We start from the raw sequence: 20,123 nt of genomic DNA on the forward strand, positions 1-20,123 counted from the left end.
TCAAAGGCTTCCTTGACGACGTGAGGGGGCTGGCCCCGGACGCAGGCGATTGTACAGGGCCAGCAAGCCGCCGAGCAGCATCAACCCGCCCGGTGCCAGGCTTGCCAAATGCATGCCGACCCCGGTCGCCAACCATTGACGGCAGGCACCGAGCAGTATGCACAGCATCAGCAGGCTGCCCAGCAAAAGGCCTAGGCGTCGCCAGCCAAGCCCGTCCGGCCATAACTGGTCCGCCATCAGGCATTGTATGCAGAGCAGGGCTGGATAGTGGCCAAGTGAATGGGCCAGCGGCAGGGCCCAGGTCTGCAGGCCCAGTTGCAGGCTGCTGGCAAGCGCTGCGAGCAGCAACAGGCTGGCCAGCAAACGCCAGGGCCCAGCGAGCCAGCGGCGCAGTGGTATCAGCAACGCCTGGTGCAGGCTCAGGAGCAGCACGCTACACAACCCGATGGCAGTGGCCTGTGCCAAGGTCGACGTCGCACCAGCCAAGGCAAGTACGCTGATGCCGGGCAGCCAGAATCTATTCATCGGTATGTGCCTCCAGCAGGATCGCGCGGTGAGCATCGAAATAGCGCAGGGCATCCTGCAGGGCGTCGATCACCGCGCGGGAGGTGACCGTGGCACCGGCCAGTTGGTCATAGTCGCCGTGGTCGCGCTTGATGGCCCAGGCGCCTTTCTGGGTGCGGCCTGTGAACTGGTCCAACCAGTGGATGCGTGGATCGACCAACTGGTCCCCGAGGCCTGGGCTTTCCTGTTGTTCAAGGACGTGAATGCCGACCAGGCGTCCGGCTGGGTCTATGGCGATCGCCAAGGTGATCGGCCCCGCATACCCCTGTGCCTGGCTGTGCAGCAGCACAGCGCTCGGCTTGCCGTCCAGGGTTGCCCGGTAGCCCGCCAGCAAGCGGCTGTGGGGCAGGTGTATGTCGCCCAAGGCCACGGGGGCTTGCAGGGGTTGGTTGTCGAAGCTACCTGCAGGCAGTGCCTGCAACCAGCGCAGGTTATGCAATTGTCGCTCGGCCTCCAGGCGGGTTGGCGCCGTCCAATGTCGCCAGGCCAGGGTACTGCCCAGCGAAAAGATGCCGATCAGCACCAGCAGTACGGCACTGCGCGCCGAAGGGTTCATGGGCTGGCCTGTGAATGGCGTGCGGCCTGGCGCTCCAGGGCCGGTACGGCGAGGTTCATCAGGAGGATGGCGAACGCCGTGCCGTCGGGATAGCTGCCCCAGGTGCGGATCAGGTAGATCAGCAGGCCCGCGCCGAAGCCGAACACCAGGCGCGCCAAGGCGCTGCGGGGCCCGGATACCGGTTCGGTGGCGATGAAGAACGCCGCCAGCATGGTCGAGCCGGAGAACAGGTGCAGCAGCGGTGAGCCATTGGAATCGGAGCCCGAGCCGTTCCAGCACAGCAGACTGAACAGGAATATACCGGCCAGCAGGCCTGCAGGGGCATGCCAGGCGATGACCTTGCGTTGCCAGAGGAGCAGCCCGCCGACCAGGAACGTGAGGTTCACCCATTCGCTGCCGCGCCCGCCGATCGTGCCAAAGCCTGGGTGTTGGGCGAACAGTTCCTCGAGGGTCAGGCTGCGATTGTGGCGCAGCCCGTCCAGCGCCGTCGGAGTGGCCCAGGCATCGACGTGCGCCGGCGCGCCGAACAGATGCTGCACCGCCTCCATAAAACCTGCCGGCTGGCCTGGCCATTGGTTCATCTGCAGGGGGAAACTCAGCAGGACGAAGGCATAGCCGAGCATCGCCGGGTTGAACAGGTTGCGCCCGACACCGCCGAAGGCTTGCTTGCCAATACCGATCGCCACGCTCGTGGCGATGACCGGCAACCACCACGGTGCCAGGCTGGGCAGGGCTGCGGCCAACAGCACGGCGCTGACCAGCGCGCTGCCATCAGCCAATGCAGGCAGCGGCGATTGGCCGCGCAGGGCCAACAGCAAGGCTTCGCAGCCCAAGGCGGTGCCGGCACAGAGCAGCAGGTTGAACAACACGCCCCAGCCGTGCAGCCAGAACAGGGCCAGTAAGCCGGGCGCACAGGCCAGCAGCACCAGGCCCATGGCCCTGCGCAGCCGCGGGTCAGGCGCTGGCATGGCCCGGCCCGGCCTGCAGGGCGTCGAGGTGTCGTTGAGCCTGCTCGGCCGCCTCCTCCAGGGTGCGTAACTGGTCGAGCTGGGCTTCGCTCGGCGAGTTGCCGAATGCACTGCGGGCCTTGCTCAGCTGGGCGCGGCTCATGGCGGCGGCGATCTTCGCCTGCTTCAAGGCAGCGTCACTGCTGGCGGCTTTTTGCGCCTTGACCCGTTCAATGGCCGCTTTGATCGGATCCGGCGCGGCGTCGCTGTTACCTGCCGTAGGGGCGGCCGGCCGTGGGTTGCGCGCCAATCGCTCGGCCTGGCGACGTGCTTCATCGCGTTGCAGCCGGGCGTTGCGTTGTTCATGGCGCCGTCGCGCGTGGTCGCGGCGCTGGGTGCGCGCAGCCTGTTGGTGTGGCGTCTGGGCCAGCCCGCCAACGATCGGGATGATGGTGTCCGGCAGAGGCAGCAGGTCGATGCAGTCGACCGGGCAGGGCGCCAGGCACAGGTCGCAGCCTGTGCATTCGTTGGCGATGACCGTGTGCATCAGCTTCGCGGCACCGACGATGGCGTCCACTGGGCAGGCCTGGATGCACTTGGTGCAGCCGATGCATTCGGCCTCGCGGATATAGGCCACCTGGGGCGGTGCGCTGCCTCGACCCGGGTCTAGGTCGATGACCGGGGTATCGAGCAGGTGAGCCAGGGCGGCAATGGTTTCTGCACCGCCCGGCGGGCATTTGTTGATCGCTTCGCCAGCGGCCAGCCCTTCGGCATAGGGCCGGCAACCGGCGTGGCCGCATTTGCCGCACTGGGTTTGTGGAAGCAGGGCGTCGATGCGTTGAATCAGACTCATTGTGTGAATAATCCGTTGAAACCGGAGAACGCCATGACCATCACGCCTGCGCCGATCAGTTCGATGGGCAGGCCGCGCAGGGCAATGGGCATGTCGTCGTGATCCGTGCGTTGGCGCAGGTCATCGAACAGGACCAGGGCAAGCCAGAACCCAAGCCCCCCGGCCAGGCCCCAGCCGAGTGACGGGAGCCATTGGCCAAGCGTGCCCAGTTGCAATAGCAAGCCTAGCACCAGGGTGTTGCCCAGCAGCAGGGACGGCAGGTTGTCCACCCGCCAAGCGGGCCGCAACTGCCCGAGCAGTTTGGGCAGGCCTAAGGCCTGCAATGCCAGCAAGGGCAGCAACAGGAACAACTGCAGGTCCTGCCATTGCAGGATAAATATCAGGTCCTGCAGCAGTTGCCCAACGATCAAGCCCAACATCACCGCCAGGGCGCTGCAGGCACCCACTACGTGAAGCTGCGGGCGGGAAACCGGCGACCGCTGCAGGATCAGGTGGTTGACCAGCGCAGCGCTGACCAGTACCAGGACGTAGTCGCTCATGGGAAGGCCGATGGCTGGGAGGTGCCGACAGTATGGCACGCGCCCGCAGATGGAAATGCCCCGGCCGAAGGCCGGGGCAAGACGCGCTGCTTATTTGATGCGCTGACCTGGCTTGGCGCCGCTGTCGGGGCTCAGCAGGTAGATTTCTTCACCGCCAGGGCCGGCCGCCATGACCATGCCTTCGGACACGCCGAAGCGCATCTTCCGTGGCTTGAGGTTGGCCACCATCATGGTCAGGCGGCCTTCGAGCTTGGCGGGGTCGGGGTAGGCCGACTTGATGCCGGAGAACACGTTGCGGCGTTCGTCACCGATGTCCAGGGTCAGGCGCAGCAGCTTGTCGGCGCCCTCGACTGCCTCGGCCTTGACGATGAGTGCCACGCGCAGGTCGACGGCGGCGAAGGTATCGAACTCGACTTCCGGCGACAGCGGGTCCTTGGCCAGTTCACCGTTGCCGGCGGGAGCTGCGGCTTCGGCAGCGGCAAGGTCTTCCTTGCTGGCGGCGACCATGGCTTCGATCTTGGCCGGCTCGATACGGCTCATCAGGGCCTTGAACGGGTTGAGCGTGTGGTTTTCCAGGCGCGACAGGTGGTCGTTCCAGGTCAGCGGCGCGACATTGAGGAAGGCCTCGGCGTCGGCAGCCAGGACGGGCAGTACCGGCTTGAGGAAGATCACCAGTTGGCGGAACAGGTTGATGCCCTGGGCGCAGATGGCCTGGACCTCGTCCTGCTTGCCTTCCTGCTTGGCCAGCGACCACGGCGCCTTGTCGGCGATCCAGGCGTTGGCCCGGTCGGCCAGGGCCATGATTTCACGCATGGCACGGGCGAAGTCACGGTTTTCGTAGGCTTCGGCGATGGACGGGGCGGCGGCCAGGAAGGCTTCGCTCAGCTCGGGGGCGGCATCGCCGGCGACCAGAACGCCTGCATTGCCCTTGTGGATGAACCCTGCGCAGCGGCTGGCGATGTTGACCACCTTGCCGACCAGGTCGGAGTTGACCTTCTGCACGAAGTCGTCGAGGTTCAGGTCCAGGTCATCGACGCCACGGCCCAGCTTGGAGGCGTAGTAGTAGCGCAGGTATTCCGGCTGCAGGTGGTCCAGGTAGGTGCGCGCCTTGATGAAGGTCCCGCGCGACTTGGACATCTTGGCGCCGTTGACCGTCAGGTAGCCGTGCACGTTGATGGCGGTCGGCTTGCGGAAGCCTGCGCCTTCGAGCATGGCCGGCCAGAACAGGGCATGGAAGTTGACGATGTCCTTGCCGATGAAGTGGTACAGCTCGGCCTTGGAGTCTTCTTTCCAGAACGTGTCGAAGTCCAGCTCCGGGCGGCGTGCGCACAGGTTCTTGAAGCTGGCCATGTAGCCGATCGGTGCGTCCAGCCAGACGTAGAAGTACTTGCCCGGCTCGCCTGGGATCTCGAAGCCGAAGTACGGCGCGTCGCGGGAGATGTCCCACTCCTGCAGGCCCGAGTCCAGCCACTCGGCCAGCTTGTTGGCGACGGCGTCCTGCAGGGTGCCGCTGCGGGTCCACTGCTGCAGCATCGCCTGGAAGTCAGGCAGCTTGAAGAAGAAGTGCTGGGAGTCGCGCAGCTCCGGCGTGGCACCGGAAATGGCCGACTTGGGGTTCTTCAGCTCGGTGGGCGCGTAGGTGGCACCGCATTTCTCGCAGTTGTCGCCGTACTGGTCTTCGGCCGCGCACTTGGGGCAGGTGCCCTTGATGAAGCGGTCGGCCAGGAACATGCCCTTCTCGGGGTCGTAGTACTGGGTGACCGAACGGGTGGCGATGTGCCCTGCTTCACGCAGGCGGGTGTAGATCAGGCTCGACAGCTCGCGGTTCTCTTCGCAGTGGGTCGAGTGGAAGTTGTCGAAATCGACCAGGAAATCGGCGAAGTCACTGCTGTGCTCGGCCTGGACGTTGGCGATCAATTGCTCGGGGGTGATGCCTTCCTTCTCGGCACGCAGCATGATGGCCGAACCGTGGGCGTCGTCGGCGCAGACATAGATGCACTGATTGCCGCGCAGCTTCTGGAAGCGAACCCACATGTCCGTCTGGATGTACTCGAGCATATGGCCAAGGTGGATGGAACCATTGGCATAGGGCAGGGCGCTGGTGACGAGAATCTGGCGTGGCTCGGACATGGTGGCTTGGCTACTTGATCTGGCAACGGGATGGAAAATGAAGAAGATCGGCCACTATAAAGGGCTGGCGAATATATTTCACCCCAAGGACGCATCTGCTGACGATTGACGGTTAGCATAGGCGCCTGTTCCATATTCGTTTGCCATTGGGAGTGTCCATGAGTGCCGTCACACATGCCGCCGTCGAAGGCGTGCTTCGCCAGTACACCGACCCCTACCTGAACCAGGACCCGGTCAGCGCCGGTTGCGTGCGCGCCATCGACATCCAGGGCGGGCAGGTCAACGTACGCTTGCAGCTGGGCTATGCCGCCGGTTTGTTCAAGAACGGCTGGGCGCAGGTGCTGGGCACCGCCATCGAAAACCTCGACGGCGTGAGCGCGGCCACGGTTTCGATCGATTGCGTGGTCGGCACCCACAAGGGCCAGGCCCAGGTGCCGGCCATGGCCAACGTCAAGAACATCATCGCCGTGGCCTCGGGCAAGGGCGGGGTCGGCAAGTCGACCACCGCTGCCAACCTGGCCCTGGCCCTGGCCCGCGAGGGTGCCCGGGTGGGCATCCTCGATGCCGATATCTACGGCCCGAGCCAGGGCGTGATGTTCGGCATCGCCGAAGGTACCCGGCCAGAGGTGCGCGAACAGAAGTGGTTCGTGCCGATCAAGGCCCACGGCGTGGAAGTCATGTCCATGGCGTTTCTCACCGATGACAACACGCCGATGGTCTGGCGCGGCCCGATGGTCTCCGGGGCGTTGCTGCAACTGGTGACCCAGACCGCCTGGGATGACCTCGACTACCTGGTGATCGACATGCCACCCGGCACCGGCGACATCCAGCTGACCCTGGCGCAAAAGGTACCCGTCGCCGGTTCGGTGATCGTCACCACCCCGCAGGACCTGGCGCTGCTGGATGCGAAGAAGGGCGTGGAGATGTTCCGCAAGGTCAACATCCCAGTGTTGGGCGTGGTCGAGAACATGGCCGTGCACATTTGCTCGAACTGCGGCCATGCCGAGCACCTGTTCGGCGAAGGTGGTGGCCAGAAGCTCGCGGCCCAGTATGGCGTCGAACTGCTGGCCTCCCTGCCGCTGTCGATGTTGATCCGCGAGCAGGCCGATAACGGCAAGCCTACGGCCATCGCCGAGCCGGAAAGCCAGATCGCCATGATCTATCAGGAACTGGCTCGACAAGTGGGGGCGCGGATCGTGCTGCAGGAAGCGGCGGCGCCGGCGATGCCGAACATCACCATCAGCGAGGACTGACCCGCAAGGGCGAGTCGTCTGCTTCGCAGGTAACCGCTCCCACAAGGCCGGCACGCACCGATAGTGCGCGCCCACGGTGGGAGCGGGTTTACCTGCGAAGGCGCCAGCACCGATTTATCGATCGGCCAGGCATAAAAAAACCCGCCAGAGGCGGGTTCTTTTGAAAGCGAGGAAGCAAATCGACTTAGGCGATTTGAACTTCTTCAGCCTGCATGCCTTTCTGGCCGCGGGTAGCGACGAAAGTAACAGCCTGGCCTTCTTTCAGGGTTTTGAAGCCGTCAGCCTGGATGGCTTTGAAGTGTACGAACAGGTCGTCACCCGACTGAGGGGTGATGAAGCCGTAGCCCTTCTCATCGTTGAACCACTTGACAACACCGGATTGGCGATTGGACATGTTTCTGTCTCCTTGGACAAAGTAGATTTCGGCACAGGAAACGCCCTGGCCGGGACTGAGCGCAAAGAGAGCAGAAAATTCAGCGATGGGCCGATAGGAATCGTGCATCAAACTAGAGATTCTCGGTGTCACGTGCAGCACAGTGGCGCCACCTTAACCCACTTTCCCCGACCTGCCAATGGTCAATGACGGCTTTGTCGAAATTCGGATCGACGGCGGCTACAGCTCCCGTCCGGCGCGGGATTGCAGGATGGAACTTTGCCGCGGGCGCCGGGACCGGTAAGATGCGCGTCTCGTTTTTCACCTTGCACTCTCAGGACACTCCCGCCATGAGCATCAAATCGGACAAGTGGATTCGCCGCATGGCGCAGGAACACGGCATGATCGAACCGTTCGTCGAGCGCCAGGTGCGCGGCGGCGAAGACAGCCGGGTCATTTCCTTCGGCGTCTCCAGCTACGGCTATGACGTGCGCTGCGCCGACGAATTCAAGGTGTTCACCAACATCAACTCGGCCACCGTCGACCCGAAGAACTTCGATGCCGGCAGCTTCGTCGACGTCAAGAGCGACGTATGCATCATCCCGCCGAACTCCTTCGCCCTGGCCCGCACCGTCGAATACTTCCGCATCCCGCGCAACGTATTGACCATCTGCCTGGGCAAGAGCACCTATGCCCGCTGCGGCATCATCGTCAACGTCACCCCGCTGGAGCCGGAGTGGGAAGGCCACGTGACCCTGGAGTTCTCCAATACCACCACGCTGCCGGCCAAGATCTACGCCAACGAAGGCGTGGCGCAGATGCTCTTCCTCGAATCCGATGAAGAATGTGAAGTGTCCTACAAGGATCGTGGCGGCAAGTACCAGGGCCAGCGCGGCGTCACTCTGCCACGCACCTGAGGCGACGAGCGCGGGGAATTCCTCGCGCGCCAGGCACTCCAACGGTTAGAACGGTCCGGTGCGCATGACGCGTGCCGGCTATCGCCAGGAGCAGCCAATGAAACTCCATCCCGCTATCAGCGCGAAGCTGGCCGTCCTCCAGCCCAACCAGATCGGGTTGCTGGCATGGTCCCTGCTGGCGCATCCGCCCACGCCGGTGCAGGCCGGTGGCGTGCCCCACCAGCCCGACCCCGATACCCCGCAACCAGCCGAACCAGGCGAATCGCCACCCATGGAGCCGGGCGAACCCACCTTGCCGGACGAACCGCCTCCCTCGCCGGTGGCTTGAGCCTCAAACAGCCTCAGTTGGCCAGCAGGTAGCCGCTGCGGCAGACCTGCTCGCCCGCCACATGCGCAATGACCATGCCTGCCGTGGCCATGCGTCTTACGCTGCGCGCATAGAGCAAGCCGGCCTGGACATTGCGCACGGCAGTCACCCGGTCGCTGAGCGGATCGATGACTTCGGCGATCAACTGGCCAGCTTCCAGGTATTGCCCGGGTTTGGCATGGAATACCAGCAAACCGCCCAACGGTGCCACCACCGGTTCGACGGCCGCCAGAGGCGTTGCCGGGTAGGCCAGGGGCGGCAATGCCTTGGCCTGCCCCTCGATGACCCCGGCATGGGTCAGGAAATCCAGGATGCCCTGGCAATCCTTGGCTGCCAGGTCGTGGCAGACATCGCCCTGGCCGCGCAGCTCTACCGTCACCGAGAAACTGCCCAGGGGGATCGGGAACTGCTTGCCGAAGCGCTGCTGCAACTGCCACCACACCAGGCTGAAGCACTCGTCGAACGATTGGCCCCCTGAGTCGGTGGCCAGCAGGCTGGCCTGGACGCCCAGGTAGCGGGCCAGTGGCTCGACCTGGGGCCAGGCTTCAGGTGTGGTGTACAGGTGTTCCACCGCCTCGAAGTCGCAGTGCAGGTCGAGCACGATGTCGGCATCACAGGCCAGGCGCTGCAAGGTCAGGCGCTGGGATTGCAACGGGGTGCGCGCCGGGTGGGCGTCCAACCCGCGGCGCAGGTATTCGCGGATCAACGCCCGGTTGTGTTCCGGGTCCTGGGTCAGGTGGCCTTCGATCTGGTCACCGATGCTGTCCGACAGGTCGACGAAGTTGCGGTTGAAGTTTTCCCCGCTTTGCAATTCGAAACGCCCCAGGGGCGCATCCAGCAACACCTGCTCCAGGCCCACCGGGTTGGCCACGGGAACCAGGATCACCTCTTGGTTCAGCCGACCTTGCTGTTCCAGCTCGACCAGACGGCGCTTGAGGTGCCAGGCCACCAGCATGCCGGGCAATTCGTCGGCGTGCAGCGAGGCCTGGATATAGACCTTGCCGCCACCGCGCGGGCCGAAGTGGAAGCTATGGAGCTGGCGGGCGATGCCCGGCACGGGAGACAGCAGGTCGTGGGTCGAATGATGCATGGTGGTCCTGGCTGAGTGGCGAAAACGGTCTGCGATAACAGTCGGCACACAGATAGAAGCATAACTTCGGCTGTTGCGCAGCTTCTCTTGGCCAGGCCCTGGGAAGGGACGTGCGAAGGGAACTCCGGGCAGCCCACGCTGGGGCGCCCGGAGGCGATATCAGGAAAGGGCGATCTTCCAACCGTCGCGCTTGGCTTCGTCGATGCTGACTTTGACCGTTCTGGCGATGTTCAGGCGCTTGCCGTCATGCATCAGGTAAGGCGCGGTGTGGAAGTGGCCCCAGGTGGCGGTGCTGTCATCCGGCACCAGAGCCTGCGGGTCGTAGGCGATTTCCAGGACGGCTGGCGACGAGCTGGCCGGGACCGAGACATCGCCGTCCGATAGCATTCGATAGAACGAAATTTCGTTACCGACCCAAAGCTGGACGTTCGCAGTCGCCCCCGCTGGAACGTGCAGCGACTCGGGCCAGGAAATTTCTATCTGCAATGTTTCAGTGCTCATGATGGCATCCTTCTCGAATGGGTGGGCCGCGGACGTCCACAGTGGACGTCGCGGTCGAGGGGGATGCTACGAGCGTTGGCAGGTGGCGATCAGAGGGAAAGGCGCCCGACCTCAGCGACCCGGCACCAGGGTAAGGCGTTGGCTGCCATAGGCGTGGGAGAAGTTCTGCTGTTGCAGGGGCAGGCTCATGAAGCGGCCCTTGAACCAGGCGTCCAGGCCATCGCTGAAGTGGCGGCTGACCGGGTTGCCGGACTGGCCGTTGCTGGTCAGCACCTGCAGCGGTTCGGCCTGGCCGAAGTCGACGATCATGCGCGCCGAGGCCGGCAGGTTGGTGTCGAAGCTGCTGCCCCAGGCATAAGGCGTCAGGGCCAGGGTACTGAAATCACCGCCGGCGGCCAGGGGCGCTCGGCTGACGGCATCGCCCAGGCCATGATAGGCCGGTGCCGGCCAGCGGTACTGGTGCAGCCGGCCCCATTGCCAGGCGCGACGGTCGGCGCCCAGTTGCGCGACGCCAGCTTCCATCGCCGCCGCGAGGCTGCGGGCGAGGATGGTGGGCTTGTCTTCTGTTTGCGCCGTGCTGCGATCGTCCCAGAACGGGCTGTCTTCGCGCCCGAGCAGATGGTCGGCCTGGGCCGAGTAGGACAGGCGCGCATTGCCGACGAACGCTTGCCAGGCCGGGCTGGACTCCGGGCCGAGTTCATCGAGGAAGGTCTGGCGCGCCACGGCCTGGAGGAACCATTGGTACAGCGCGGCATCGGCCGAGACCGGGCTCAGGCGGCCATCGAATGCCTTGAGCGTCGCCAAGGCCTCGCGGGCCTGGGTACGCTGGGCGGCGGGCAACGCATCGATGGCCTGGGCCAGGGACTGGGCCATGCCCGGCGCGTCGAACATCTGCTTGAGCTTGTCCGCCAGCAGGGTGACCTGGTCATTCTGCAAGGCCATCAGGCTGCGGCTGTCATGACGACCGTTGCCCGCCAGCTGGGCCAGGCGCTCGGCGCGCTCGGGGTAGTACCAGGTGTTGGACAACTGCATGCCGTAGCCACGGGGCAGGCTGCGCTGGTTGGCGTGGACGATCCAGCCGGCGGTAGGGTCCTGGTCGTAGGGGTGGAGCATCGGGTCGGCATAGCCGTCCCAGTCGTAGCGCCCGTCCCAGCCTGGCGAGGGCAGCAGGCCTTGGCCTTCGCGGCGGTTGGGGTAGCGGCCGCTGACCTGCCAGCCGATGTGCTGGGGGTCGGCGAAAACGAAGTTCAGCGCCGCGGCACCGACTTCGCGGGTGGTGTCGAAGGCGCGCTCCACAGACGGCGCGCGGGTCAGGTTGAACAAGGCATCCAGGCTGGCGTCACCCTTGAGCTGCGGCAGGTTCAGGGCAAGCCCCAGGCCGGCGTTGGCCGGCTGGCTGAGCAGGGTGCCGTGGCGGGTGTCGTACATCACTTCGCGCTGCGGGCGCTGGCCACGTATGAAGAAGGTCTCGCTGCGTGCCCGCGCCGGTTGCCACTTGCCATCGGCCAGGTAGCTCATCTGGTTGCCTTGGCGGCGCAGTTGTTCCAGGTACAGGTCCTGATTGTCGGCCATGACCGCGCTGCTGCTCCAGGCCAGCTTGCCGTTATAGCCGGCCAGCACGATGGGCAGGCCTGGCAGCGACAGGCCGGCGACCTGGTACTTGCTGGTATGGATCTGCACGGGGGCCAGGGCCCAGTTGGCGCGACTGTCGCTGGCCAACAGGCTCTTGCCGCTGCGACTGCGCTGTGGGCCCAGGGCCAGGTTGGCCGAACCCGGGGTGCCGAGCAGGCCCAGGTCGGCGAGTTGCTGGCTTGCACTGGCCAGGTCATCCAGGCCCGGCAGCTGGCTCGCCAGGTTCAGGCCCTTGAGTTTGTCCAGTTCGGCTTCGGCCAGCGGTTCGTCCGGGGCACCTGGCAGCAGCCAGGCCAGCTTGTCGGTGCCGACCTTTTGCGCCAGGGCCAGGGCCGTGAGCTCTTCCTGGAGGTTCACCGATTGGCTGAAGGCATAGAGGCTGAACACCAGCGCCGAGTCCTCGGGCTTCCAGTATTCCGGGCGGTAGCCGCTGCGGGCGAGCTGTGCTGGCAGCCGGTCGCGGTAGCGGAACAGGTAGGCGTTGACCCCGCGGGCATAGACCTCGAAGAAGCGCTTCAGACGCGGCGAGGCATCGGCATACAGCTGCCCGGCGCTTTGCTTGAGGTTGGCGGCGCGCATCAGGCGGTCGATGTCCAGCGCTTCGGGGCCTGCCAGCTCGGCCAGGCGGCCTTGGGCCAGTAGGCGCATGGCGACCATCTGTTCGATGCGGTCACCGGCATGGATATAGCCCAGGCTGAACAGCGCGTCATGGAAGCTGCTGCTTTCGATCAGTGGCGCACCCATGGCGTTGCGGCGCACCGAGACGTTCTGTGCCAGGCCCTTGAGCGGTTGCACGCCCGTGCTCGGAGGCAGGCTGTCCTGGTAGCCGCCCGTCTGGCAGCCGGCAAGGCCGAGCATGCCGAACAACGCGGCGGCAGTACCGAACCGAGGGCGGAAGGGAGGAAGGGCGGCGGCGGCCATGACGAGGCTCCTGCTAGGCGTGGCGGGGGTTCAAAGGCGCTACGTTAGTGAGCGCGCAGTCGCCATGCAAGGTGCCTGAAGGCTTTATTTTCGGGGGGCTGCCCAGTGGCCGAAGTCTGCAGGAACAAGTGCTATGGCTATCGCCGGGCCGGCCTGCTCCCCCACGCGTCTGCAACGCCTGGACGGTGTGGGAGCGGGCTTGTCCCGCGATGGCCGCGAAGCGGCCCGCAGGGCATGTCTGCTGGCGTCAGGCCCCGTGACACTTCTTGAATTTCTTCTGGCTACCGCACGGGCACGGGTCGTTGCGGCCGACATCCTTCAGGGCGTTGCGCACCGGCTCCTGGTGGCCGTGGTTGCAGTGCGGGCCGTGCACATGGCCGTGGTCGTGGTGGTCGTGACCGTGGTTGCAGTCGGGGCCATGGACATGGGGTTGCTGGGTCATTGCGGGGTTACTCCGGTTGAAGATCGCCGGGGATTATCTCACCACTGCGCGACAAGTGCAGGTCCCGGTGGACGATCAGCCCGGTGTTCAGCTCACCCTGCAGGCGGTAATGCAGGGGGCGTTCGCTCTTGAGCAGTTTGGCCAGCGGCTTGAGGTGCTGCCACAGGTTGGTCCGCGCGGTGATCTTGAAGGTGCGCGTGGCATGGCCGCCGACACTGCGCCAGAGGCTGGCCTCGTCCTGGGCCAGCAGCAGTTCGTTGAGTTTCACCGAGTAGGCCAGGTTGCGAATGAACAGGCGGCTGTCGTTGGGGTTGTCCACCCGCAGGTGGAGCACGAACTCCTGCTGATGCAGGCGAGCCTTGACGGTCTCGACCTTGACCAGGCGGATCTGCGGCTGGCGCCAGTTGTCGCCGCCCCAGCCGGCACAGCCCGCCAGCAGTGCCAATGAAAGGGTGAGGAGGAGCAGGCGGGCCGAGGCGATCATGGTCAGCTACCGATGTAACTGGCGCAGCATTTCTTGAATTTCTGCCCGCTGGCGCAGGGGCAGGGGTCGTTGCGGCCGGCCTTCAGGCCTACGGTCGGGTCGATGAAGTACCAGCGGCCGTCGTGCTGGACGAAGGCGGAGCGTTCATGGTGCTGGTGGTCGCCTTGCTGGTCGTGCCAACGGGCGGTGAAGCTGACGAAGGCATGCTCGGGCTGGCCGCCGAGCACCTCGGCGTGCTCGACCTCCAGGCCCAGCCAGGTACTCTGGGCGCTCCACGCAGCAATGGCCGCGCGATCCAGGCCTGCCTGCTGGGCGGGCAGGGTGGTCGCCACCAGGTAGTCCACCAGGCCCAGCACATAGGCGCTGTAGCGCGAGCGCATCAGCGTCTGGGCGTCGGGTGCCGGGGTGCCGGCGTGATAACGCCCGCAGCACGCGTCGAGCAGGTTGCCGCTGCCGCAAGGGCAGACCGAGACACTCATTGCATCACCACCAATACTTGCCGAAGTTTTCAGGGTTGGCCCAGAACTTGGCGTTGAGCCAGTCCGGGACCTGCTTGTAGTCATGTAGATCATAGGTGAACAGGCTCAGCACCTGGTCGTCGCGGCGGAATTTCTCGCTGGCCGACAGCGCCAGGGCGAAGAAGTCGGTGTCGTGCCAGCCGCAGGCCTGCAGGTCCGCCAGCACGGCGACCCGGCTGGCATTGAGGTTGCGGATGCCGCCGAGCAGCTCCAGGCCGGTGCGCTTGGGCAGGTGTTCGAGGCAGTCCACCAGGACCGCGAGGTCGAAACGCTGGGCGGCGGCCTGGGGCGGCAGCGGGCCTGGTGCGACCGTTTCGATGTGCACCTCGGGGTGGGCCTGGGCAAATGCCTCCAGGGCCGGAAAACGCGTGCCTACCAACAACAGGCGCTGGGGCGTGAAGCGCTCGAGCAGGGCGGCCAGGGCCTGCTGCGGAGTGCGCTGGGAGAAACCGTCGGTCATTGCCAATCCTCGTTCAGGTAGGCCCTAGACTAGCGGGCCCGGGGCGGTCGGCAAAGAGGCATGGCTTATTGCTGGCAGAGAGGGAATGCGCGGTCTTTACTCCGAAGGATCGGTCTTATGCCGATTCCCCCTAGGAGAAGCAACAAGATGAGCATAGTACGCACAGCGATACCCCTGGTCCTGCTCACCAGTGTGTTGACTGGATGTGCAGGTTTGCAAAAAACCGACTGGCCGAAGTGTGCTGCCGTCGGGGGTGTGGGCGGCGCTGCCCTGGGCGCCATCGAGAGCTCCAGCTGGGCTGGGTGGGGCGCGCTGCTGGGCGGTGGCCTGGCGGCGGGCTACTGCTGGGCCCATGGCGATGGCGACGAGGATGGCGACGGCGTGCCGGACAGCCGCGACAAGTGCCCGGGTACCCCGCCCGGGGTGCAGGTCGACGCCAATGGCTGCCCGCCGGAGCCGGCCCCGGTGGTCGAGGAAGTGGTGGTGCAGAAGGAAGAAGTCATCGTCATCCGTGACGTGCACTTCGAATTCGACTCCGCACGTCTGACCGCAGCCGACAAGGAGCGCCTGAACACCATCGCCACGCGCCTGAAACAGGAAGCGCCGAGCGCCCGCCTGAGCGTGACTGGGCATACCGACAGCGTTGGCTCCGACAGCTACAACCAGAAACTGTCCGAGCGCCGCGCCCATTCGGTGACCGACTACCTGGTCGAAAGCGGCGTACCGCGCAGCAGCTTCGTCTCGGTGGTCGGTGCTGGCGAAACCCAGCCGGTAGCTGACAATGCGACCGCCGATGGCCGTGCCATGAACCGTCGTACCGAGATCAAGATCCAGCGCTGACGGCCTGCGCCCATGCCTTGAGCAGTGGCATGGGCGCGTCCCAATTCGAGTGACCGGCCGCGGCCGGTGACACAGGAGCATTCATCATGGGTGTCATGTCGAAGGCGGCATTGCCGCTGCTGGTGGCCACGAGCTTGCTGGGCGGGTGTGCCACCCACAGCGATGGCAGCGCGCCCCTCAATCAACGAACGTGGCCGCTGTGCAGCCTGCTGGGCGGGTTGGTCGGCGGTGGCCTGGGCGCCATCGAGAGTTCCGCCTGGGCGGCTGGAGCCGGCGCTGCCGGTGCGATCGCCGGTGGCTTGATCTGCTATGCCCAGGACGGCGACGAGGATGGTGATGGTGTGTTCGACCGCCGCGACCGTTGCCCGGACACGCCGGCCGGTACCCAGGTCGACCATATGGGGTGTCCATTGCCGCAATATCCGCCCGCCAAGGCCGAGGCACCAGCGCCGGCGCCCGAGGTGATCACCCTCGACGACCAGGGGCAGGTCCTGTTCGCCTTCGACTCCGCCGAGCTGACCGCTGGCGCCCAGCAGCGCCTGCAAAGCCTGTTGCCCAAGCTCAACGACCCGTCTGTGATCAGCGTCAAGGTCATCGGCCACACCGACAGCGTCGGCTCGGACAGCTACAACCAGGCGCTGTCCGAGCGCCGTGCCAGCAGCGTTGCCGAATACCTGATCAGCCAGGGCCTGGCCCCGGCCAAGGTGACCAGCGAAGGGCGTGGGGAAGCGGAGCCTGTGGCCGACAACGACACCGACGAAGGCCAGGCGCGCAACCGGCGGGTGGAGCTGCACCTGAACTGACACCTCTGGCGCCTATCCTGGCTTGGGTTTACTGTTGGCCAGCGGCCTGTCCGAACGGGCCGCAGCCATAACAACAAGACAGGGGGCGGGGGCATGAAATTCATCCTGGGCCTGGGCAAGGCCCTGACGGTGGTGTTCTGGTGGGTGGTGCTGGTGAATCTGTTCATGCCCCAGCCACTGCCGTTCAATTTGCTGATCAACGCTGCGGGCATCGTCCTGCTCGGGCTGCATTGCCTGGAGGTGTTGTTTTTCAACGGCAGCCTGCGCGGGCGCAGCCATCGCTGGTTCGATCGCTTGCAGATCCTGCTGACCGGCATTTTCCATGTGATGTCCATTCCCAAGCCCCTGGAGGCGCCCCGCCATGCGTAAGTTGATGCTTTGGCTGGCGCTGGCCAGCCCCCTGGCCCAGGCCCAGAGCCTGGAAGTTGCCGCCCACTCGGTGCTGCGCCTGCCGAACAAGGCTGGCAGCGTGCACCTGGAACGGCTGCAGGTGGCGGACTCGGCGACCTTGCTGTTACCGGCGACACTGACCGAATTGAAAGTCGACCACCTGGTGCTGGGGCGCGATGCGCGGATTGCCGTCACCCCCGCCGAGAAGCCCTTGCGGATCGAGACCGGCACCGCCGTGCTGGGGCAGGGAAGCGAAATCACTGCCACCGGAGCGCCGGGTACCTACGAACGGGCCGCCCGGCCGGGGCGTGACCTGGACCTGCGCCTGAACGGCCTGCAGGCCGAGCGGTTGTCCATCGACGCCCGAGGCGGGGCCGGGGCGCCGGGCTATGTCGGGCTCGATGGCGCCAATGGCAAGGCCGGTGGTTGCACTTGGGGCCAGGCGGGCCGTGGCGCGGATGGCGACGATGGGGGCAACGGGCACGATGGTGCCTCGGGCGGCCGGATCCGCCTGGCTGTGCCGGCAGGGTTCTCGCAGGAACGTATCGAAGTTCGCCTGGATGGCGGCGCGCCCGGCAAGCCGGGGGCCGCTGGCAAGGCCGGGCTGGGTGGTAGCAGCAAAGGGTGCCTGGTCTACCGCACCGAGGCAGGGGCCAATGGACGGCCCGGCGTGGCTGGGCAGCCGGGGTTGGCCGGGGCTGCCGGAGAGCTGATTCTGCAGCGGTTGTAAGCAGGTGTGGACGCCATCGCGGGCTTGTCCCGCGATAGGGCCTGGGCAGTCATTCCATCACCATGATCCTGCCGACTCCCTCAAACCAGAATCCGAGAACTTGCCACTGCCACGACCAACATTCCCACCAACAGGTTGATCCCGACCATCCGTCGAATCCGCCCCAGCACCGACGCTCCCGCTGCCCAGTCCTGGGCCTGCACCGCCGCCCGCAGTTCCGGCAGCAAGAGCGCCTGGACCCGCATGAACAACGCAAACATGACGATCGCCCCGCCGATCATCACCTGGATATAGCGGGGCGCCGTCTCGAAGCCGTTGAACCGCATGTGCAACATCCCGATACCACTTATCGCCAGGACTGCCACTGCCAGCCAGACCCATCCGAAGAAGCGTCGGAAAACTTCCACCCACAGCTGCAGCCGCGCTGGCCCCTCCAGCGCTGCAACCGTTGCCGGGCGCAGCACCAGCCAGGCGAAGAACATGCCGCCGACCCAGACCAGGGCTGCCAGGACGTGCAGTGTGTAGGGCAGGGCAAAGGCAAGCATAGGGTTCTCCATGGGGCATAAAGGTCGATAGCGGGGTATGATAGCCGGCCCATGCGAAACACTGAAAATTCATCCAGCCCTTCGGGCGCCTGCAGACCATGATCAGCAACGAACTCAAAGCCACTATCCAGGGCGCCTATTCGCGTTTTCTCGAAGCCAAGAGCCTCAAGCCCCGCTACGGCCAGCGCCTGATGATCGCCGAAGTGGCCAAGGTCCTCGGCGACATCGCCTGTGACGACGAAGGGCGCCGTGCCGGTGAGCCCGCCGTGGTCGCGGTGGAGGCCGGTACCGGTACCGGCAAGACGGTCGCCTACAGCCTGGCCGCCATCCCGGCCGCCAAGGCAGCCGGCAAGCGCCTGGTGATCGCCACCGCCACTGTCGCCCTGCAGGAGCAGATCGTCTTCAAGGACCTGCCCGACCTCATGCGCAGCAGCGGCCTGAACTTCAGCTTCGCCCTGGCCAAGGGCCGCGGACGCTACCTGTGCCTGTCCAAGCTCGACATCTTGCTGCAGGAAGGCCACGCCCAGTCGGCCACCGCCCAGCTCTTCGAGGAAGAGGGCTTTCGCATCGAGGTCGATGAAAAGAGCCAGAAGCTGTTCAACAGCATGATCGAGAAGCTCGCCGGCAACCGCTGGGACGGCGACCGTGACAGCTGGCCCGAGGCGCTGGAGGACCAGGACTGGGCGCGCCTGACCACCGACCACAGCCAGTGCACCGGCCGCCATTGCCCGAACTTCCAGCAGTGCGTGTTCTACAAGGCCCGCGAGGGCATGGGCAAGGTCGACGTCATCGTCACCAACCACGACATGGTCCTGGCAGACCTGGCGCTGGGCGGCGGGGCTGTGTTGCCCGACCCGCGCGACACCCTGTACGTCTTCGACGAAGGCCACCACCTGCCCGACAAGGCCATCGGCCACTTCGCCCACTATTCGCGCCTGCGTTCCACTGCGGACTGGCTGGAGCAGACGGCCAAGAACCTGACCAAGCTGCTGGCCCAGCACCCGTTGCCGGGCGACCTGGGCAAGCTGATCGAACAGGTGCCGGAGCTGGCGCGGGAAGTGCGCACCCAGCAGCAGTTCATGTTCACCCTGTGCGAGCAGGTGGCGGACTTCCGCCCCGGCGAGGACATGGAGGGCCGCGATCGCCCTCGCTACCGCTTCGAAGGCGGCGTGGTGCCGGAGCAGATCCGTGAAGTCGGCATCGAGCTTAAAAAAGGCTTCGCCCGCCTCAACGACCTGTTCACCCGTTTGGCCGACCTGCTCAAGGAAGGCATGGATGGCGAGGTCAACATCGGCATCGCCAGCCACCAGGCCGAAGAATGGTACCCGCTGTTCGGCAGCCTGGTGACCCGTGCCCAGGGCAACTGGGAGCTGTGGACCGCTTTCACCGCCGAAGATCCGGAAGACAGCCCGCCCATGGCCCGTTGGCTCACCCTGGCCGAAAGCGGTGCGCTGTTCGATATCGAAGTCAATGCCAGCCCCATCCTGGCGGCCGAGATGCTCCGGCGCAGCTTGTGGAACGTGGCCCATGGCGCCTTGGTGACCTCCGCGACCCTGACCGCGCTGGGCAAGTTCGACCGCTTCCGCATGCGCTCGGGGCTGCCCCGCGACGCGGTCACCTGTGTGGTGCCCAGCCCCTTCGTGCATGGCGACGCTGGGCTGCTGCGGGTCCCTGACCTGGGGGCCGACCCACGGGATGTGCCGGGCCACACCGCGGCGATCATTCGCGAACTGCCGAAGATGCTCGAGGAGGCCCGCGGTGCGTTGGTACTGTTCTCTTCGCGCAAGCAGATGCAGGACGTCTTCGACGGCCTGGACCGGGACTGGCGCAAGCTGGTGCTGATTCAGGGCAACCTGTCCAAGCAGGAAACCTTGAACAAACACAAGGCGCGGGTGGACGATGGCCAGCACAGCGTGCTGTTCGGCCTGGCGAGCTTCGCCGAAGGGGTCGACCTGCCGGGTGCCTATTGCGAACACGTGGTGATCGCCAAGATCCCGTTCGCCGTACCGGACGACCCGGTCGAAGCAGCACTGGCCGAGTGGATCGAGGCCCGTGGCGGCAACCCGTTCATGGAGATCGCCGTGCCCGACGCCTCGCTGCGCCTGATCCAGGCCTGCGGTCGCTTGCTGCGGACCGAGCAGGATCGCGGCGTCATCACCTTGCTTGACCGCCGCCTGGTCACCCAGCGCTACGGCAAGGCTATCCTCAATGCGCTGCCGCCGTTCCGGCGAGAGATTTCCTGACGGGCGGAGCACGAAGCTCCGCCCC

General features: G+C 65.6%; 22 protein-coding genes and 1 pseudogene. 8 read left to right on the plus strand and 15 right to left on the minus strand.

Annotation, left to right across the window (positions count from 1 at the left end; translation table 11 throughout):
- From K8374_RS05125 to metG, 6 genes and pseudogenes are all read right to left on the minus strand, one after another.
- Window positions 1-525, minus strand: coding sequence for an NADH:quinone oxidoreductase (locus tag K8374_RS05125; RefSeq protein ID WP_224458165.1), 525 nt, complete (start codon window positions 523-525; stop codon window positions 1-3).
- Window positions 518-1,120 carry an RnfABCDGE type electron transport complex subunit G gene (locus K8374_RS05130; RefSeq protein WP_224458166.1) on the minus strand — a complete coding sequence of 201 codons (603 nt, stop codon included), beginning with the start codon at window positions 1,118-1,120 and terminating at the stop codon, window positions 518-520. Before K8374_RS05130 ends, K8374_RS05125 begins: the two co-directional genes overlap by 8 nt.
- Entirely contained in the window at window positions 1,117-2,088 is a 972-nt protein-coding gene (locus tag K8374_RS05135) for an RnfABCDGE type electron transport complex subunit D (RefSeq protein WP_224458167.1), read from the minus strand. Before K8374_RS05135 ends, K8374_RS05130 begins: the two co-directional genes overlap by 4 nt.
- Window positions 2,078-2,920, minus strand: a pseudogene (locus K8374_RS05140) (RnfABCDGE type electron transport complex subunit B); the annotation flags it as partial. The gene K8374_RS05135 and the pseudogene K8374_RS05140, both read right to left, overlap by 11 nt.
- Window positions 2,917-3,459, minus strand: a complete 543-nt coding sequence (locus tag K8374_RS05145; RefSeq protein WP_224458168.1) for an Rnf-Nqr domain containing protein — start codon at window positions 3,457-3,459, stop codon at window positions 2,917-2,919. The pseudogene K8374_RS05140 and the gene K8374_RS05145, both read right to left, overlap by 4 nt.
- A 90-nt stretch (window positions 3,460-3,549) precedes the next feature.
- Window positions 3,550-5,589, minus strand: coding sequence for a methionine--tRNA ligase (gene metG / locus K8374_RS05150; RefSeq protein WP_224458169.1), 2,040 nt, complete (start codon window positions 5,587-5,589; stop codon window positions 3,550-3,552).
- Between the two features lie 158 nt (window positions 5,590-5,747).
- On the opposite strand from metG, the gene apbC reads away from it, so the two are divergent.
- On the plus strand, window positions 5,748-6,842 hold the full coding sequence (gene apbC, locus K8374_RS05155; RefSeq protein WP_224458170.1) for an iron-sulfur cluster carrier protein ApbC: 1,095 nt from the start codon (window positions 5,748-5,750) through the stop codon (window positions 6,840-6,842).
- Between the two features lie 184 nt (window positions 6,843-7,026).
- On the opposite strand, the gene K8374_RS05160 is transcribed toward apbC, so the two are convergent.
- The gene (locus K8374_RS05160; RefSeq protein ID WP_003254922.1) at window positions 7,027-7,236 is read right to left on the minus strand and encodes a cold-shock protein; all 210 of its coding nucleotides are present in this window, start codon (window positions 7,234-7,236) and stop codon (window positions 7,027-7,029) included.
- Window positions 7,237-7,565: 329 nt separating this feature from the next.
- Here K8374_RS05160 and dcd point away from each other — a divergent pair, with 329 nt between their 5' ends.
- Complete coding sequence (gene dcd, locus K8374_RS05165) at window positions 7,566-8,132, plus strand: dCTP deaminase (protein ID WP_043213075.1); 567 nt, start codon at window positions 7,566-7,568, stop codon at window positions 8,130-8,132.
- Between the two features lie 97 nt (window positions 8,133-8,229).
- Window positions 8,230-8,460: a hypothetical protein gene (locus K8374_RS05170; RefSeq protein WP_224458171.1), complete on the plus strand. Its 231-nt coding sequence runs from the start codon at window positions 8,230-8,232 to the stop codon at window positions 8,458-8,460.
- Between the two features lie 13 nt (window positions 8,461-8,473).
- Here K8374_RS05170 and K8374_RS05175 read toward each other — a convergent pair whose 3' ends face one another.
- The 7 genes from K8374_RS05175 to K8374_RS05205 all read right to left on the minus strand — a co-directional run bounded on the left by K8374_RS05175 (window position 8,474) and on the right by K8374_RS05205 (window position 14,547).
- Window positions 8,474-9,589 (minus strand): succinylglutamate desuccinylase/aspartoacylase family protein, encoded by a 1,116-nt coding sequence (locus tag K8374_RS05175; RefSeq protein WP_224458172.1) that lies wholly within the window; start codon window positions 9,587-9,589, stop codon window positions 8,474-8,476.
- Window positions 9,590-9,748: 159 nt separating this feature from the next.
- On the minus strand, window positions 9,749-10,090 hold the full coding sequence (locus tag K8374_RS05180; protein ID WP_224458173.1) for a hypothetical protein: 342 nt from the start codon (window positions 10,088-10,090) through the stop codon (window positions 9,749-9,751).
- A gap of 111 nt (window positions 10,091-10,201) precedes the next feature.
- Window positions 10,202-12,643 (minus strand): penicillin acylase family protein, encoded by a 2,442-nt coding sequence (locus tag K8374_RS05185; protein ID WP_224458174.1) that lies wholly within the window; start codon window positions 12,641-12,643, stop codon window positions 10,202-10,204.
- A 247-nt stretch (window positions 12,644-12,890) separates the two neighbouring features.
- Window positions 12,891-13,085, minus strand: a complete 195-nt coding sequence (locus tag K8374_RS05190) for an SEC-C metal-binding domain-containing protein (RefSeq protein WP_224458175.1) — start codon at window positions 13,083-13,085, stop codon at window positions 12,891-12,893.
- A gap of 7 nt (window positions 13,086-13,092) precedes the next feature.
- Window positions 13,093-13,569 carry an LEA type 2 family protein gene (locus tag K8374_RS05195; RefSeq protein WP_224458176.1) on the minus strand — a complete coding sequence of 159 codons (477 nt, stop codon included), beginning with the start codon at window positions 13,567-13,569 and terminating at the stop codon, window positions 13,093-13,095.
- A 2-nt stretch (window positions 13,570-13,571) separates the two neighbouring features.
- Window positions 13,572-14,048, minus strand: a complete 477-nt coding sequence (locus K8374_RS05200; protein ID WP_084856060.1) for a YchJ family protein — start codon at window positions 14,046-14,048, stop codon at window positions 13,572-13,574.
- 4 nt (window positions 14,049-14,052) lie between these two features.
- Entirely contained in the window at window positions 14,053-14,547 is a 495-nt protein-coding gene (locus K8374_RS05205; protein ID WP_224458177.1) for a DUF6231 family protein, read from the minus strand.
- A gap of 147 nt (window positions 14,548-14,694) precedes the next feature.
- Between K8374_RS05205 and K8374_RS05210 the strand changes: the two genes are divergently transcribed.
- The 4 genes from K8374_RS05210 (at window position 14,695) to K8374_RS05225 (ending at window position 17,310) form a co-directional block, all read left to right on the plus strand.
- Window positions 14,695-15,387, plus strand: a complete 693-nt coding sequence (locus K8374_RS05210) for an OmpA family protein (RefSeq protein WP_224458178.1) — start codon at window positions 14,695-14,697, stop codon at window positions 15,385-15,387.
- Between the two features lie 86 nt (window positions 15,388-15,473).
- Window positions 15,474-16,190: an OmpA family protein gene (locus tag K8374_RS05215; RefSeq protein WP_224458179.1), complete on the plus strand. Its 717-nt coding sequence runs from the start codon at window positions 15,474-15,476 to the stop codon at window positions 16,188-16,190.
- A gap of 93 nt (window positions 16,191-16,283) precedes the next feature.
- Window positions 16,284-16,559, plus strand: a complete 276-nt coding sequence (locus K8374_RS05220; protein ID WP_084856067.1) for a DUF1145 domain-containing protein — start codon at window positions 16,284-16,286, stop codon at window positions 16,557-16,559.
- Window positions 16,552-17,310 (plus strand): collagen-like protein, encoded by a 759-nt coding sequence (locus tag K8374_RS05225; RefSeq protein ID WP_224458180.1) that lies wholly within the window; start codon window positions 16,552-16,554, stop codon window positions 17,308-17,310. Before K8374_RS05220 ends, K8374_RS05225 begins: the two co-directional genes overlap by 8 nt.
- Before the next feature lie 80 nt (window positions 17,311-17,390).
- Here K8374_RS05225 and K8374_RS05230 read toward each other — a convergent pair whose 3' ends face one another.
- On the minus strand, window positions 17,391-17,855 hold the full coding sequence (locus tag K8374_RS05230; protein ID WP_224458181.1) for a CopD family protein: 465 nt from the start codon (window positions 17,853-17,855) through the stop codon (window positions 17,391-17,393).
- Window positions 17,856-17,953: 98 nt separating this feature from the next.
- On the opposite strand from K8374_RS05230, the gene dinG reads away from it, so the two are divergent.
- Window positions 17,954-20,098 (plus strand): ATP-dependent DNA helicase DinG, encoded by a 2,145-nt coding sequence (gene dinG, locus K8374_RS05235; RefSeq protein ID WP_224458182.1) that lies wholly within the window; start codon window positions 17,954-17,956, stop codon window positions 20,096-20,098.
- Window positions 20,099-20,123: the final 25 nt, after the last annotated feature.

The sequence above is a fragment of the Pseudomonas sp. p1(2021b) genome (genome assembly GCF_020151015.1).
Lineage (GTDB): Bacteria > Pseudomonadota > Gammaproteobacteria > Pseudomonadales > Pseudomonadaceae > Aquipseudomonas > Aquipseudomonas putida_K.